The following is a 13,962-nucleotide window of genomic DNA, read 5'->3' on the forward strand; positions in this document are numbered from 1 at the left end:
CCCCGGACCTTGTCGGCCCGGGGCGCCTGGGGAAGTCGCTAGTCAGTAGCTCAAGCAACACGACCATGGCAGCCGGTGGGCCGGGCGCCATAGGTAAAGACGAAGGTCGAGTGCGTAAGCATGCGGCCCAGTATGCCACGCCGCACCACAGCCCCGTTCCGAGCCGGCTCCCCCGACTGCGATGCCTTTCCCCTGCCGCCTGCGGCGCTTGCCGTGCGGTGCCTCCGCCTGCCGCGCCGCTTGCCGTGCCGTTCTTCTGCCCGCGCCGCTTGCCGTGTGGTTCCTCCGCCTGCGAGCCGCTCGCTGTGCTGCCCCTGTCCGTGCCGCCCCTGCCTGCGGCGCTCGTCGTGTGGTTCCTCCGCCTGCGCGCCGCTTGCTGTGCCGTCCCTGCCGGTGCTGCCCCTGCCCGTGCGGTTCTTCTGCCTGCGGCGCTTGCCGTGTGGTTCCTCCGCCTGCGCGCCGCTTGCTGTGCCGTCCCTGCCGGTGCTGCCCCTGTCCGTGCCGTTCGTCTGCCTGCGGCGCTCGTCGTGTGGTTCCTCGCCTGCGAGCCGCTCGCTGTGCCGCCCCTGTCCGTGCCGCCCCTGCCTGCGGCGCTCGTCGTGTGGTTCCTCCGCCTGCGCGCCGCTTGCTGTGCCGTCCCTGTCCGTGCCGCCCCTGCCCGTGTCGCCCCTGCCCGTGCCGTTCTTCTGCCTGCGCCGCTTGCCGTGCGGTGCCTCCGCCTGCGCGCCGCTTGCCGTGCCGCCCCTGCCCGTGCTGCCCCTGCCCATGCCGTCCGCGGCGCCCTGCTGCGCCGCCCTTCGGCCCGCGATGCCTTGCCGTATCGCTCCTTCCGGCCCAAGGGCCTTCCGTGCCGTCTCCTCCGGCTGCGGTGACTTTCCGCACGGGCTCCTGCAGCCGAGTCCGGTGCCTTCTCCTCCCAGCGAGCCGGGTGGTAGGTGGGCGGCGGTCGGGGGTGCGGGGGCGGAGTCCCCAGTGGCCCGCCTCACGAGCGCGCACCCCGGTAGACTCGGCAACACAGCCCCCCGCCCAACCGCCGGAAGGCACCCCGTGTCATCAGCGAACCCCGCTGCCGCCGTCCCCGACACCGTCCTGGTCGTCGACTTCGGCGCCCAGTACGCCCAGCTCATCGCCCGACGGGTCCGCGAGGCCCGGGTCTACAGCGAGATCGTGCCGAGCACCATGCCGGTCGCGGAGATGCTCGCCAAGAACCCGGCGGCGATCATCCTCTCCGGCGGCCCCTCCTCGGTGTACGCCGAGGGCGCCCCTCGCCTGGACCGCGCGCTCTTCGAGGCCGGCGTCCCCGTCTTCGGCATGTGCTACGGCTTCCAGCTGATGGCCACGACCCTCGGCGGCACGGTCGACAACACGGGCGCGCGCGAGTACGGCCGTACGCCCCTCCACGTCACGCGCGTAGGGTCTGGCTCCACCCTCTTCGAGGGCACCCCCGACGAGCAGTCGGTCTGGATGTCCCACGGCGACGCCTGCTCCGCCGCCCCCGAGGGCTTCACGGTCACGGCCTCCACCGACGTCGTACCGGTTGCCGCCTTCGAGAACGACGAGAAGAAGCTGTACGGCGTCCAGTACCACCCGGAGGTCATGCACTCCACGCACGGCCAGCAGGTCCTGGAGCACTTCCTCTACCGGGGCGCGGGCATCACCCCGAGCTGGACCACCGGCAACGTCATCGAGGAGCAGGTCGAGGCCATCCGCGAGCTGGTCGGCGACAAGCGCGCGATCTGCGGCCTCTCCGGCGGCGTGGACTCCGCGGTCGCCGCGGCCCTCGTGCAGAAGGCCATCGGCTCCCAGCTGACCTGCGTGTACGTCGACCACGGTCTGATGCGCAAGAACGAGACCGAGCAGGTCGAGAAGGACTTCGTCGCCGCGACCGGCGTACAGCTGAAGGTCGTCGACGCGGAGGAGCGGTTCCTGAAGGCGCTCGCCGGGGTTTCCGACCCCGAGCAGAAGCGGAAGATCATCGGCCGCGAGTTCATCCGCGTTTTCGAGCAGGCCCAGGCGGAGATCATCGCCGACGAGGGCCCCGAGGTGGCCTTCCTCGTCCAGGGCACGCTCTACCCGGACGTCGTCGAGTCCGGCGGCGGCACCGGCACGGCCAACATCAAGTCCCACCACAACGTGGGCGGCCTGCCGGAAGACCTCGAGTTCAAGCTGATCGAGCCGCTCCGCCAGCTCTTCAAGGACGAGGTCCGGATGGTCGGCCAGGAGCTGGGGCTTCCGGAGGAGATCGTCCAGCGCCAGCCGTTCCCCGGCCCCGGCCTCGGCATCCGTATCGTCGGCGAGGTCACCAAGGACCGGCTCGACCTGCTCCGCGAGGCCGACGCCATCGCCCGCGAGGAGCTGACGGCCGCCGGCCTCGACCGCGACATCTGGCAATGCCCGGTGGTCCTCCTCGCGGACGTCCGCAGCGTCGGCGTCCAGGGCGACGGCCGCACCTACGGCCACCCCATCGTCCTGCGCCCGGTGTCCTCCGAGGACGCCATGACCGCCGACTGGTCGCGACTGCCGTACGAGGTCCTCGCGAAGATCTCGACCCGCATCACCAACGAGGTCGCGGACGTCAACCGCGTGGTCCTCGACGTGACCAGCAAGCCCCCGGGGACGATCGAGTGGGAGTGAGCCCTTGAGGCTCAGGTCCGCTTGAGGGTGCGCACCGGTTCTCCGGGCTTCCAGACCTGGACGACCAGATACTTGTCGTCCTCGACGTGGGTCCGTACGACCTCCGTCAGCTCGGTGCGGAAGAGGTGGAACGGCTCAGGCGGTTCCACCTCTTCGCCGTAGGCCGCCTTGACCGCGGGATCGTCGACCTCGACCGCCCGCCCGCTCACCCGCACGTCACCACCGCCCATCTCCGTGCCGGGGCCGGGGTTGGCCTGCAGCGCGAAGCGGGGGTCGCGGCGCAGATCGAGCGCCTTGAGCGAGTCCGGCATCATCCCCAGCCACAGCTCCCCGTTCACGAACCGGACCTCCAGCCCGGTCGTACGCGGGGAGCCGTCCCGGCGGAGGGTGGCGAGGATGTGATGGGTGAAGGCCCCGAAGCGCGCCTCGACAGTCTGTGCGAGCTCGGGTTCGGCGGCGACGAACGCGCCCCAGTTCGAAAGATTCTCCGGCATACGTCGAGTCTCGCGCGGATACCCGACAACCACTGTCCGGTTACCCCGAGCGACGTACGACGAACGGTTCGACAACGGATCGACCCGAGCGAGCGGTGCGCCACCTGACGCGCTTCTGTGACTTGCGTAACGGTTGCGCACTCTCTTCACGGGACGGACCTGTTCTGCGCGGGGGACCGACGGTAACTTCCGCTTCGTAAAGGAAGTCATTCTGGAGGACACATGCACGGGCCCACACCGCCCCTGCCCCTACCCACCGACCGGCTCCGGTTCGCCATGCCGCCGATGCACGAGTCGGTGGAGGACGAGCGGCGGCACCGCAAGGAACGGCTGGCCGGGGCCCTGCGGATCTTCGGGCGACTGGGGTTCGAGGAGGGCGTCTCGGGGCACATCACCGCGCGCGACCCGGAGTTCAGCGACTGTTTCTGGGTCAATCCGTTCGGGATGCCGTTCAAGCACGTCACGGTGAGTGACCTGGTCCTCACCAACCAGGACGGGCAGGTGATCGAGGGCCGCTACCACGTGAACCAGGCGGCCTTCACCGTCCACGCCCAGGTGCACGCCACCCGCCCCGACGTCGTCGCGGTCGCCCACTGTCACTCCGTGCACGGCCGCGCACTGGCCGCGCTCGGCGACCTGCTCGACCCGATCACCCAGGAGTCCTGCGCGTTCTACGAGGACCAAGCGCTCTACGACCACTACACGGGCGTCGCGGTGGACGCGGACGAGGGCCGCCGCATCGCCGGCGTGCTCGGCAGCCGCAAGGCGCTCGTGCTGCGCAACCATGGTCTGCTGACGGTCGGCGACTCGGTCGACGCGGCGGCCTGGTGGTTCCTGTCGATGGAACGCTCGGCCCAGGTGCAGCTCACCGCGAAGGCGGCGGGGCGCCCGCTGTTGATCGAACACCGGCTGGCTGTGGCGACGCGGGAGCAGGCGGGCGGCGATCTGGTGGCGTGGATCAACTATCAGCCGCTGTGGCAGGACATCAGCAGGAGCGAGCCGGACCTTTTGAGCTGACCTCCGCGCCCGTTCTTCGGCTGCGGGCTGGTCGTGGCTGGTCGCGCGTTCCCCGCGCCCCATCGGGGCGCTGATGTCGCTCAGAAGCCGCGGAGTACCGCCGCCTTGGTCGTCGCGAACTCCTCGTCCGTGAGGACGCCGTCGCGGTGGAGTTCGCCCAGCTCACGGAGGCGGCGGAGGAGGACGTCGTGGTGGTCGGCGGCCGACGGCGGGGCGGTGGCGGTCTCGGCCGGCCGGGACCGGTCCACATGGTCGGTCGCCCGAGTCGACGGATGGGGAAGCCGTGCCGTGACCGCCGTGGCGACGAGGGCCGTGAGCAGGTCGCGGCGGGTGCTGCCCCACAGGTCGAGGGCGAAGGGGTCCCGCTCCGGCGGCAGCTTGGAGAAGACGGTCTCACGCGTCACGAACCGCAGGAACCCGTCCTCGTAACCGGAGTTGGGCAGCCACTCGACCTGCACCAGTTCGCCGACGTCGAGATCCGCGGGCCGGTCGCGCGCTTGACCCGGTCGGACGTGTCGTTCCAGTCGATCCGTACCTGCGTACCGTCGAAGGAGACCGTGCCGTCGCTGGACCGCACGGACACCGGCACGGGCGGCCCGGGCAGGAGATAGGTTTTGGCGGGCTCCTTCGGCGTCTGCTCCAGCAGCATCGACTGCCGTATCTCCTCGGCCACGTACTCGGCGACCCCCGAACGGTCGAGATCGACCGTCAGCCGGTACGGGTCGGCCGCGTCCGGCAGCCGCCCTCCGGTGGCCTGGAGCAGCGGATCACTGGCCTCACGGAGCCGCAACCGGAGCCGCCCGCGCTTGCGTTCGGGCTCGTAGACGACACCGGACACCGCCTCCAGGGGCACGGCTACCTCCCCGTACGTCTGCCGGAACAGCGCCACGGAACGGTGCAGGCCCGGCGTGATCCGGACCGTGCTGCCGTCGAAGGCCCAGGTCCCGTCCCGCTGGATGATCTCGGCCATAGGAGGATTCTCGCAGCCGGGTCAACACGGGCACCGGGACTTCACCCCGCCCTTCTCTTGCGCGGAGTGGACCTGCCGGACGCGGGCCGTGTTCCGTACGGCACAATTCGCTCTCATCGCAGGGCACTTGTACGGCCGCACGGCTGTGGCAGTGAGCGGACGTACGTACGACGTCCCGCGACGACGATGAAGGCGTCCATGAAGGTGCCGATGACGGCGCCGACGCCGGCGATTGCGATGACGGCAATGTCGATGACGGCAATGTCGATGGCGGCGAATGCCGAGGGACGCGGACGCGGACGCGGCGCGGGAAGGCGGGCTCGGGCATGGCGGTGCAGGAGGCGAGAGGGGGCATGGGCGCGGGCGCCCATGAAGGCGGGTGCACGTGCGGGGACTGCCCACACGGGGCGCGCGCGGGACACCGGCGCGCGGTCGCCGAGTTCCTGCTGAAGCGGGAGGAGTTCGCGTCCGGGCAGGGGCTGCCGGCGGCCGTCGCGCACTCCGCGTCCGCCTCCCGGCAGTGGGTCTCCGACGAACTCACCCAGTCCGCGGCCCTCGTCGCCGAGCGCGGTCGCGTCGAGGGCGGGGCCTGGCTCGCCCGTCTGTGGCTGCGCACGGCGATCGTCGTCTGGGTCGCCGTCGTGACCCTCCTCCTCGTCCAGTCCCTCACCGCGATCGGCGCGGGCTGGACGGTCGCCCGCACCGCCGGTCTGCTCGCCGCCCTGCTGGTGGGCGCGGTGCTGACCGGCGCCGGATATCTGCACCGGGCACGCGGCGGCGTCCTCGCCCCGGTCATCGGCGAGGACAACCGTCTCTCCACCTCCCGTGCGATCGCGGCCGGTTGGGTGCTCTTCGTCGTCTTCGCGATCCTCGTCCTCGTCGGCCGCCTGGCCGCCGCCTCCGACCACCGCGAACGCGACGCCCTCATCGCCGGCCTCGACCTGGCCCGCGGCGCCGGCATCGTGACCGTCCTCGCCGTCGTCTGCGGTATCGCGGTCCTGGTCCGCCGTGTCGTCGGCCTCCGAGTCCTCGCCCAGCGCCTCCAGAAGGTCCGCGCCCACCGCCCTCGCGCCGCCGACCTCCTCACCGACGACTCGGGCCGAGGCAGCTTCACGGACATCCAGTACGTGATCATCTGCGCAGTCGCCCTCGCCTTCGCGGCGGTCCGCCTGGCCCGACGCCCCGACCAACTCCCCGACCTCCCCTGGGGCCTGGCCCTCCTCGTCCTGGTCTCCGCTGCCACCTATGTGGCCGGCAAGTACGCCGAGGGCGGCCGCCCCGTCATCCTCTCCGTCATCCGCGCACGCGAGGCCGGCGACCTTGACGCTCCCATCCGCAACGGCGACGACATCGAGATCCGCGGCGCCGGCTTCGTCCCACCCGGCGCCCAGACCGCCGACCACCTCTCCCGCATGGTCGTCCGCATCGGCCCCGTCCACGTCCACGTCCCCCTGGTCCCCGTCGCCGGCGGCTTCAGCAACCCCACCGACGCCGTCCTCACGGCCCCCGTCCCCGCCGACGTCGAACCCGGCAAGGTCGACGTCCAGGTCGTCACAGCAGCCGGCGTCGAAACCAACCGCTACACGATCGAGGTCTCAGCGGACTGAGCAACCGCCATGCGACGGTGGTCTCGGCCCCTCAGCTCGCCCGACGCCTGAGTTCGGGAGGCCCGGGTCCGGGCGGCGGACTGCGCTCGGAAGGCCTGAGCCCGTCCGATCCGAGCCCGTCCGATCCGAGCCCGAGCGGGCTGAGCCTGAACTGAGCCGGACGGTCTGGGCTTGGGCGCGCTGAGTTCGGGCGGCCTGAGCCTGAGTTCGGGCGGCTTTGGCGAAGCCCCTATGGGTCTGGCGGGGTCACACAATTCGGCAGGGGCCGATAAATCTGGCGGGGTCCAGGGGGCTCAGTGCCCCTGGCGGGGTTCGGGGCGGAGCCCCGTGAGGGTGCGGTGGGAGCGTGCGCGCGGGGCGGGGCGGGGTCGAAGGGGCACAGCCCCTGGGGATGGGACGGGTAAGGGCGGCGAGGGCGAGAAAAAGGCGCCCGAGGCCACAGCCCGCCCCCCGACAAGGCACCCCGACCCGGAAAAACGCGCCCGAACCCTTGAGCACCCCCACCCTTCCGAACGTATCGTCTGTTGAGGGGTCAACGGCACGGCGGACAAGAGGCGGCGCAGACCATGACTCACGACATTCGCACGGACTCCCACACCCCCTACCCAGACGGCGGCCCCGACTGGCGGGACACAGCCACCCGCTACGCCCTGCTGCCCCTACGCGTCTTCCTCGCCGTCACCTTCATCTACGCCGGCCTGGACAAACTCACCGACAGCGCGTTCATGGCGGACTCCGGGTCCGGCTCCATCGGCGACATGATGAGCGCCGCCAGAGACTCCTCCGCCATCCCAGCCGTGATCGACATGGCCCTGAACAACCCCGTCGGCTTCGGCTACGCCATCGCCATCGGCGAACTCGCCGTCGGCATCGGCGCCCTCCTCGGCCTCCTCACCCGCCTAGCCGCCTTCGGCGGTGCCCTGATCTCCCTCAGCCTCTGGCTGACAGTCAGCTGGTCGGCATCCCCGTACTACTACGGCAACGACCTCCCCTACTTCATGGCCTGGATCCCCCTGATCCTCGCCGGCGCCCCGGTCCTCTCCGTGGACGCCGCCATCCGCTCCCGCCGCCTCGGCGGCAGCAGGCACCGTGCGGGCGCCTACCGCTGAGTGCCACGCGCCCGACCACAGCTCACCACCCCCATTCATCACAGCGCAGCCACGACGGCTCGGTCACGGCGACCAACGATCCCGGCTGAGCACGCCTGGGCCGTGCGTCCGGGCCGCCCCCTGGCGCCCCGCCGCTCCGGGTCACGCTCCAGATCGAGGTCAGCCCCGGCAGCGCCGGTGACCCCGGCCGTGACCGCCCCCAAGGCTCGCCTCAGCCTGCGCAGCAGAGCCGGCCGGTCAGCGGCAGACTCCGACAACCACCCGCACTTACTGCGTCCTAGCAGGCCACCCCCACCCACCCGGGCCGGACCCCGGCTCGCCCAGGGCGCCGCCCTGCCTGCCTTACCTACGCCGCCCTACTACCCGGCCCGGCCCGGCCGATCCTGCGCATCCGCCCCCGCCTGGCCGCTCCCGCCCGTCCTGCTTGCTCTGCCGCTCCCACTCATCCCGTTGCTCTGCCGCTCCCGGTCATCCCGCTGAGCCTGTCGGTCCTGCCGCCCCCTCGGCACCTGTCGCCCCCACCGCACCCGTCGACCCGGTCTCCCCCGCCGGCCCCGCTGGCCCCGTCCGCCCAGACGTCCGGCGTCCCCGTATCGCGTGATTCAGCAAACCCACCGCCCCCGCCAGACACAGCCCCCCGACGACGAGCGGTATCACGACGAACCATGGTGTCTCCCAGGCATCTCCCGCATCGCCGAGATACACGACACCGGCGGCGCTGATGATGAGGCCGGCGACGAGCTTCCCCGGCCTGAACTCATGACGTAGCACGCGCCACCTCCGCCTGTCCCAAGCCGACTTCGAGGTCGATGGTGAGCGTGCCTCCCCTGTCCGAGCCCTTTTCGGGGGACAGCGTCAGCCGATCGCTCTTGTCCGGTGCCACGTCCACGTCCTCCTTGTCGTCACCCGGCAACTGGATGTCGCCGAGGCCCACTTCGACGTCGAGCCGCACCGTGACGTCCGGTGGAACCACCACCTTCACCTTGCCCGCGCCCACCTCCACGCTCGTGGCCAGCGTCTCTCCCTTCGGCACATCCACCTTGGACAGGTCCAGCGTGCCCACGCCGGTCCCCAGCTCGTACCGGGCCGCCATGCTCTCCGCGTTCCGCGGTGTCCACGCCGTACGGACCCAGTCGGTGGTGATGTTCGCCGGGAGCGCCGCGGTGCAGGCCAGGAGTCCCGCCGTGACCAGGGCCAGGAAGATCGACCCCGCTCCCGTACGGCCGAGGAAGGCGCTCAGGGCTATGCCCAGGCCGAACACGGTCAGCGCGCAGGCGAGGCCGGTCTGCAGGCTGACGGCCAGCGCGCGGTCCTCCCAGGTCGCGCCGGTGCCGATGCCGCCGGCGAGCAGTGCGAGCAGGAAGATCCAGCCGCCTGTCCAGCGCGGACCGCGCGGCTTCGGCGGGGGCACGGCGCGTATGTCCTGGCGGGAGGGCGGCACGCCTCGGGCGATGTTGACGGCAGCCGCTATGTCCCGGTCCCGGGTCCCCCACGGCCCCCACAGATAGCCCGTGCCGCCCACATGTGTTCCGTCCTTGACTATCGGGTCGCGCCACCAGGAGGGGTACGCGGTGGCCACGGGCGGCGCCTGGGCCTCCGGCGGGGCGTCGGCCACGGCTTGCGCGGCGAGCGGATCGGGGTCGGGTGCGCCCCGCTGCTGCGACCAGTACCCCGCGCCGGCCAGGAGCAGGGAGACGACCACGGAGAACGTCAGGACGGTGGTGTTGCTCAGCATGGTGAGGAAGACGCCGCAGCCGACCAGCGCGAAGAGCACGGCTGTGAGGGCCTGGCCGTCGACCCGGCCGGTGAACAGCTTGCGTACCTCGTTCTCCTCCTCGTCGTCGTACGGCACGAACAGCCAGGCGAAACCGTAGAAGATGAGGCCGAAGCCGCCGGTCGCGGACAGCACCGCGAGCACCACCCGGAAGATCACCGGATCCATGTCGCACTGCCGCCCGAGCCCGGCACAGACACCACCCAGCATCTTGTACCGCCGGTCACGGCGGAACTTGTGCGGAGCGGCAGGACCGCCGACCGGATCGTCGGGGGTGGGTTGCCCCGTCGCGCCGGGGGCGGACGGGTCTGCCGCGCCCGGGGAGGGGCGGCCCTCAGCTCCTGGCGGGTCGGTGGCGGCCGATCGATCCGCGGGTGTGCCCGCGCCCGCCCGAGCCGCCGAGTCCGCATGCGGGTGTGCGCCCGCGCCCCCGTGCGCGCGCGGCTCCTCTGCCCCCGTGCCCGGAGCGGGCACGGCCTCCTGCGGCTTGGTGGGCCGCAGGGCGTCCGGACTCGAGCCGGGGCCCGGATCCGCTGCCGCGTGCTGGTGATCCGTCATGCGTCCATCGTGACCGCCGAGCCGGTCCGATGGCAGTCGGGATGACCCTGGTCGAACCCTGATATCGGTCCGGGGGATGTGTTCGATCACGGCGGGGCCGAAGATCAGGGGCGTCTCGGGGGTCGACCCTGATGCCTCGATCCGCCGTGCGTGTGAACATCGATGGCATGCCGGAAGCCGCAGCACTGCCAGTCGACACTCCGCGGCCCCCGCGCAAGCTCTACCGCAGCAGCGACGGACGCTGGCTCGGAGGCGTCGCGCGAGGGCTCGCCGGACATCTCGGCCTGCCTGTGACCTGGCTGCGGCTCGTGTTCGCCGGTCTCTTCCTGGCGGATGGTCTCGGTGCCCTGCTCTACGCGGCGTTCTGGTTCTTCGTCCCGCTCGGAGTGGGCGGCGTCGACAACCAGCGGCCCCCGGCCATCGCCACCGAGACCTCCCCCGACGGCCGCCGCAGGCTCGTGGCCCGCAAACCCGACCGCGGCCAGATAGTCGCCCTCCTCCTCATGGTCGTCGTGGCCATGGTCTTCGTCGGCAATGTGGACCTCGGCGAAGCGGCGAGGGCGTATCTCTGGCCGACCGTGCTCGTCGCGGCGGGTGTCGCCCTGGTCTGGCGCCAGGCGGACAACGCGCGGCGGGCCCGCTGGGCCGAGGTCGGCCGTCGTCGGCGCACGATCACGCTGCTCCGCTCCGTGGCCGGCGTCCTGCTGGTCACCGCGGGCGTCTCCGGGATATTCGTCCTGCAGGGCTCGGCCGCCCACCTCGGCTCGGTGCTGCAGGCCGCGCTCGCGGTCCTCGTGGGCATAACGCTGCTGGCCGGCCCGTACCTCGTCCGTATGACCCAGGACCTCTCCGAGGAACGCCTGATGCGCATCCGCGCCCAGGAGCGCGCGGAAGTCGCCGCTCACGTCCACGACTCGGTGCTGCACACGCTGACGCTGATACAGCGCAACGCGGACAGCCCGAACGAGGTCCGCCGCCTCGCCCGCGCCCAGGAGCGAGACCTGCGGAACTGGCTGTACAAACCCGAGGGCACAGGAAAGGACGAGGACGACGAGCCCGACACCCTCGCTGAGGCCGTGCGGCGGAACGCGGCGGAGGTCGAGGACAAGCACGGCGTCCCCATGGAGGTGGTCGTCGTCGGCGACTGCCCCCTCGACGAAGGACTGACCGCGCAGATGCAGGCCGCGCGCGAGGCGATGGTGAACGCCGCCAAGTACGGTGGCGAGGGCGGCGCCGTGCAGGTCTTCGCCGAGGTCGAGGGAAGGACGGTCTTCGTGTCCGTCCGTGACCGCGGCCCAGGCTTCGACCTCGACGCGATACCCGCCGACCGCATGGGCGTCAGAGAATCGATCATCGGCCGCATGGAGCGCAACGGAGGCACGGCACGGCTCCGCGCCGTACCGGACGGCGGCACGGAGGTCGAGTTGGAGATGGAGAGGGCGGAGACGACGTCATGAGTGACGCGAACGGGGCGAACGACCTTGCCGCACAGGGCGGTTCGGGCACTGGCCCGGACGGGGACCAGGGAAGTCCGGCCGCGCGGGGCACGGGTCCTGCCGAGAGCGTGCCCCGCGAGTCCGGCCGGCCCGATGAGCCCGAAAAAACCGCCGCGCCCGGCGATGCCGGTGTGACCGCCGCGCGCGGGGAGTCCGCTGCCGCCGGGAAGTCCGTCGGGACCGAGGATTCCTCCGGGACCGGAATCTCCGCGGCGGCTGCCTCCGGGGCCGCGAGCGGGGCGGGTGTCTCCGGGACCGGGCGGCACGTCCGGGTCGTGCTGGTGGACGACCACCGCATGTTCCGTACGGGAGTGCAGGCCGAGATCGGCCAGACGGACCGTACGGGCGTGGAGGTCGTCGGGGAGGCGCCCGACGTCGACCAGGCGGTCTCGGTGATCACGAGTACGCGGCCAGAGGTGGTGCTCCTGGACGTGCATCTGCCCGGCGGCGGTGGGGTCGAAGTCCTGCGCCGCTGTTCGGCGTTGATGGCGGACGCCGAGCAGCCCGTGCGATTCCTCGCGCTGTCCGTGTCGGACGCGGCGGAGGACGTGATCGGCGTGATCCGGGGCGGTGCGCGAGGCTATGTCACCAAGACGATCACTGGCTCCGACCTGGTCGACTCCATCTTCCGGGTCCAGGAAGGCGACGCGGTCTTCTCCCCGCGCCTGGCCGGCTTCGTCCTCGACGCCTTCGCCTCCACCGACGCCCCGCCCGTCGACGAGGACCTCGACCGGCTCACCCAGCGAGAGCGCGAGGTGCTGCGCCTCATCGCCCGCGGCTATGCGTACAAGGAGATCGCCAAGCAGCTCTACATCTCCGTGAAGACGGTGGAGTCCCATGTCTCCGCCGTGTTGCGGAAGTTGCAGCTTTCCAACCGCCATGAGCTGACGAGGTGGGCGACGGCACGACGCTTGGTCTGAGCGAGGGGGCACCACGGCTGCCGATGTGTCGCTGGTACGGCCGTCGGGTCACCGCTGATGCCGGCCGAGGGATGACCTGAGGGCGACGGGCGGGCGGGTTGGCGCTCCCCGCTCGCCACCGGTGCGTCAGCTCGCCGAAGCCGTGTGATTCGCCGCCAGGCCGTCGAGGAGGGCCTTGAGGCCCAGTTCGCAGGTCCGGTCTGGGGCGGCGTTGTGCTCGGTGGCGGCGGAGGCGTCCAGGCGGGTGCGGAGCGGGGGAAAGACCATGGCGACCTCGGTCGCCTTGGCCATGGTGTCCCGCATCAACTCGGCGGCGGGGGCGTATTTCGGCTAGGGCGGACCAGGTCGGTCATCACAGGTGGCCAGGTCGGTCCGGCTGAACTCGGCGGCCGGTCGTCGGGCCACCGCCTTGAAGAACGTGTAGTGGAACGTGCCGGTGGCGTCCGTAGCGGTGCGGCGCAGGTCGGCGACGCCTCGGGCCCAGTCCGACGGGTGTCGTCAGGTCGGCGGCCAGGGCGTCCTCGCGCACGGACTCGATCATGGCGGTGAAGGTGTCGAGGGTGAAGGCCTTCACCAGGGCGGGGCGGGAGCGGTCGGTGTAGACCGTGCGGGGGTGGACGGTGATGTGGTCGTAGCCCGAGGCTGTGAGGAGGGGGTGGAGTTGGCGGCCTACCAGGGCGTTGCCGCCCCCTGTGGACTGGAGCTGGACCAGACAGTCGACGGCGGCACGGGCGTACGGGCTGTCGGGGTGGAAGAACGCCGAACCGTGGTCGCCCTCGATCACGGTCAGGGTGCCGCCCGGCCGTAGGACGCGGCGCAGGGCGGCGAGGGCCCGGTGCGGGGAGGCGAGGTGTTCCAGGACGAAGCAGACGAAGACGTGGTCGAACTCGGCGTCAGGGAACGGGGGTTCGAAGAGGTCTGTCTGGAGCCATGTCACCTGGGCCTCCGGCACCTGAGCCGTCACCCGCGCACGAGCCAGCGCCAACGAGGCAGCCGACACGTCCACCGCCGTGAACCGCGCCTCGGGGCTCGCCACGACCAGGTGGACCGTCTGGGCGCCGACCCCGCAACCGACCTCCAGGACCTTGGCGCCCGCCGGGTACGTCGTGTCGTGGTGGAGGCGGTCGGAGAGGGCGTCGGCCTGGTCGGCGAGGCGGCGGGACTCGTGGGTGGAGTAGCCGTGGACGTAGTTGTCGATGTCGATGTCGTCGAGGGAGCCGGATATGGGCAGGGGGTGGGGTGCGGATGTGGACGCAGTGGTCTTCATGAGGAGTGAGCCTCGTTCGGGAGGGGGGCTGCGAACAGGGCCAATGGGGAGTGGCGTAAGGGGACCAATCCGACCGGCCCGAGCCGCCCAGCTCAAGGGAGGCGGCCCGATCCTGC

At 71.5% G+C, this 13,962-nt stretch carries 10 protein-coding genes and 1 pseudogene; 6 read left to right on the top strand and 5 right to left on the bottom strand.

What is annotated here, in order from left to right; all coding sequences use genetic code 11:
* The first annotated feature begins 1,047 nt into the window (after nucleotides 1–1,047).
* Complete coding sequence (guaA, locus tag ACFU53_RS21815; protein ID WP_383994775.1) at nucleotides 1,048–2,634, top strand: glutamine-hydrolyzing GMP synthase; 1,587 nt, start codon at nucleotides 1,048–1,050, stop codon at nucleotides 2,632–2,634.
* Nucleotides 2,635–2,645: 11 nt separating this feature from the next.
* On the opposite strand, the gene ACFU53_RS21820 is transcribed toward guaA, so the two are convergent.
* Nucleotides 2,646–3,128: a pyridoxamine 5'-phosphate oxidase family protein gene (locus ACFU53_RS21820; protein ID WP_383994777.1), complete on the bottom strand. Its 483-nt coding sequence runs from the start codon at nucleotides 3,126–3,128 to the stop codon at nucleotides 2,646–2,648.
* Nucleotides 3,129–3,350: 222 nt separating this feature from the next.
* On the opposite strand from ACFU53_RS21820, the gene ACFU53_RS21825 reads away from it, so the two are divergent.
* Nucleotides 3,351–4,145: a class II aldolase/adducin family protein gene (locus tag ACFU53_RS21825; protein ID WP_383994780.1), complete on the top strand. Its 795-nt coding sequence runs from the start codon at nucleotides 3,351–3,353 to the stop codon at nucleotides 4,143–4,145.
* An 80-nt stretch (nucleotides 4,146–4,225) separates the two neighbouring features.
* On the opposite strand, the pseudogene ACFU53_RS21830 reads toward ACFU53_RS21825, so the two are convergent.
* A pseudogene (locus ACFU53_RS21830) lies at nucleotides 4,226–5,115 on the bottom strand (DUF4429 domain-containing protein).
* A 326-nt stretch (nucleotides 5,116–5,441) separates the two neighbouring features.
* Between ACFU53_RS21830 and ACFU53_RS21835 the strand changes: the two are divergent.
* Nucleotides 5,442–6,722: a hypothetical protein gene (locus tag ACFU53_RS21835; RefSeq protein WP_383994783.1), complete on the top strand. Its 1,281-nt coding sequence runs from the start codon at nucleotides 5,442–5,444 to the stop codon at nucleotides 6,720–6,722.
* A gap of 566 nt (nucleotides 6,723–7,288) precedes the next feature.
* Entirely contained in the window at nucleotides 7,289–7,831 is a 543-nt protein-coding gene (locus ACFU53_RS21840; RefSeq protein WP_383994785.1) for a DoxX family protein, read from the top strand.
* A gap of 757 nt (nucleotides 7,832–8,588) precedes the next feature.
* On the opposite strand, the gene ACFU53_RS21845 is transcribed toward ACFU53_RS21840, so the two are convergent.
* The gene (locus tag ACFU53_RS21845; protein WP_383994788.1) at nucleotides 8,589–10,163 is read right to left on the bottom strand and encodes a PspC domain-containing protein; all 1,575 of its coding nucleotides are present in this window, start codon (nucleotides 10,161–10,163) and stop codon (nucleotides 8,589–8,591) included.
* Between the two features lie 167 nt (nucleotides 10,164–10,330).
* Between ACFU53_RS21845 and ACFU53_RS21850 the strand changes: the two genes are divergently transcribed.
* Together ACFU53_RS21850 and ACFU53_RS21855 are read left to right on the top strand one after the other, a co-directional pair.
* Nucleotides 10,331–11,620 (top strand): PspC domain-containing protein, encoded by a 1,290-nt coding sequence (locus ACFU53_RS21850; RefSeq protein ID WP_383994791.1) that lies wholly within the window; start codon nucleotides 10,331–10,333, stop codon nucleotides 11,618–11,620.
* A gap of 242 nt (nucleotides 11,621–11,862) precedes the next feature.
* On the top strand, nucleotides 11,863–12,579 hold the full coding sequence (locus ACFU53_RS21855; RefSeq protein WP_383994847.1) for a LuxR C-terminal-related transcriptional regulator: 717 nt from the start codon (nucleotides 11,863–11,865) through the stop codon (nucleotides 12,577–12,579).
* Nucleotides 12,580–12,705: 126 nt separating this feature from the next.
* Here ACFU53_RS21855 and ACFU53_RS21860 read toward each other — a convergent pair whose 3' ends face one another.
* Entirely contained in the window at nucleotides 12,706–12,870 is a 165-nt protein-coding gene (locus ACFU53_RS21860; RefSeq protein WP_383994793.1) for a hypothetical protein, read from the bottom strand.
* Nucleotides 12,871–12,931: 61 nt separating this feature from the next.
* Nucleotides 12,932–13,846: an L-histidine N(alpha)-methyltransferase gene (locus tag ACFU53_RS21865; protein WP_383994796.1), complete on the bottom strand. Its 915-nt coding sequence runs from the start codon at nucleotides 13,844–13,846 to the stop codon at nucleotides 12,932–12,934.
* Between the last annotated feature and the right edge of the window lie 116 nt (nucleotides 13,847–13,962).

The organism is Streptomyces sp. NPDC057474, assembly GCF_042802555.1.
In the GTDB taxonomy this organism is placed as follows: Bacteria; Actinomycetota; Actinomycetes; order Streptomycetales; family Streptomycetaceae; genus Streptomyces.

What these genes read in the sequence shown, in the direction of transcription:
- ACFU53_RS21835 (WP_383994783.1), top strand. Translation starts at nt 5,442, where the DNA reads ATGGCGGTGCAGGAGGCGAGAGGGGGCATGGGCGCGGGCGCCCATGAA.
- ACFU53_RS21840 (WP_383994785.1), top strand. Translation starts at nt 7,289, where the DNA reads ATGACTCACGACATTCGCACGGACTCCCACACCCCCTACCCAGACGGC.
- ACFU53_RS21820 (WP_383994777.1), bottom strand. Translation starts at nt 3,128, where the DNA reads ATGCCGGAGAATCTTTCGAACTGGGGCGCGTTCGTCGCCGCCGAACCC.
- ACFU53_RS21845 (WP_383994788.1), bottom strand. Translation starts at nt 10,163, where the DNA reads ATGACGGATCACCAGCACGCGGCAGCGGATCCGGGCCCCGGCTCGAGT.
- ACFU53_RS21850 (WP_383994791.1), top strand. Translation starts at nt 10,331, where the DNA reads ATGCCGGAAGCCGCAGCACTGCCAGTCGACACTCCGCGGCCCCCGCGC.
- ACFU53_RS21865 (WP_383994796.1), bottom strand. Translation starts at nt 13,846, where the DNA reads ATGAAGACCACTGCGTCCACATCCGCACCCCACCCCCTGCCCATATCC.
- ACFU53_RS21825 (WP_383994780.1), top strand. Translation starts at nt 3,351, where the DNA reads ATGCACGGGCCCACACCGCCCCTGCCCCTACCCACCGACCGGCTCCGG.
- ACFU53_RS21860 (WP_383994793.1), bottom strand. Translation starts at nt 12,870, where the DNA reads ATGGCCAAGGCGACCGAGGTCGCCATGGTCTTTCCCCCGCTCCGCACC.